Annotated in this window: 2 protein-coding genes; both read right to left on the bottom strand. The window is 68.3% G+C overall.

What is annotated here, in order from left to right; all coding sequences use genetic code 11:
* Window positions 1–705, bottom strand: a 705-nt coding sequence (locus tag A3IC_RS54820; RefSeq protein WP_020551129.1) for a P-type ATPase actuator domain-containing protein, incomplete at its 3' end; no start/stop codon positions are given.
* On the bottom strand, window positions 702–1,187 hold a 486-nt coding region (locus A3IC_RS54815; protein ID WP_040876736.1), incomplete at its 5' end, for a potassium-transporting ATPase subunit KdpA. The genes A3IC_RS54820 and A3IC_RS54815, both read right to left, overlap by 4 nt.

The following is a 1,187-nucleotide window of genomic DNA, read 5'->3' as shown; positions in this document are numbered from 1 at the left end:
CAGCGACGCGAGCAGGATGTTGAGCGCGATCTCGTTCGGCGTCTTCTGCCGGGCGGCGCCCTCGACCAGGGCGATCATCCGGTCGATGAAGGTCTTGCCGGGCTCGGTGGTGATCTTGACGACGATCCGGTCCGACAACACCTTCGTACCGCCGGTCACCGCGGACCGGTCGCCGCCCGACTCGCGGATCACCGGCGCGGATTCGCCGGTGATCGCCGACTCGTCCACGCTGGCCACGCCGTCCACGACGTCGCCGTCGCCGGGGATGACGTCGCCGGCTTCGCACACCACGAGGTCGCCGATGGCCAACTCGGTGGCCGCGACCCGCTCTTCCCTGCCGCCGACCACGCGCCGGGCGACCGTGTCGGTCTTGGCCTTGCGCAGCGTGTCCGCCTGCGCCTTGCCGCGCCCTTCGGCGACCGCCTCGGCCAGGTTGGCGAACACCACGGTCAGCCACAGCCAGACGGTGACCACCCAGGCGAAGACGCTCGGGTCCTTGATCGCCATGACGGTCGTGATGACCGAGCCGATCTCGACCACGAACATGACCGGCGTGCGGACCATGACCCGGGGGTCGAGCTTGAGCAGGGCTCCGGGCAGCGACTTGAGCAGTTGACGGGGTTCGAACAGGCCGGCCGAGACCCGGCCGGGGCCGGTGGGTGACTCGACGTGTTCTTCGGTGGGGCGTATTGCGGTGTCTGTCATGCCAATCCCTCGGCAAGCGGCCCGAGAGCCAGGGCGGGGAAGAAGGTCAGGCCGGTGATGATCAGGATCACGCCGACGAGTTGGCCCACGAACAGCGGCCGATGCGTCTGCAGGGTGCCCGCCGTGTCCGGGATGCTCTTCTGCTCGGCGAGTCGACCGGCGAGGGCGAGCACGAGGCAGATCGGCACGAACCGGCCGATCAGCATGGCCAACCCGATCATCGTGTTGTAGAACTCGGTGTTCGCGCCGAGCCCGGCGAACGCGCTGCCGTTGTTGTTGGCGCCCGAGGTGAACGCGTACAGCACCTCGGAGATGCCGTGCGGCGAATCGGAGTTGAGGATCGCGGCCTGTTCACCGGGCAGCGCGATGGCGATACCGGTGAAGGTCAGGATGGTGGCGGGTACCACCAGGATGTAGAGCGCGACCAGCTTCATCTCGCCGGCGCCGATCTTCTTGCCCAGGTACTCGGGCGTGCGACCGAC

Origin of the sequence: Embleya scabrispora DSM 41855 (assembly GCF_000372745.1) — a bacterium.
Classification (GTDB): domain Bacteria; phylum Actinomycetota; class Actinomycetes; order Streptomycetales; family Streptomycetaceae; genus Embleya; species Embleya scabrispora.
Note: the sequence above shows the minus strand (reverse complement) of the source record. Positions and strands in the feature narration are given on the sequence as shown.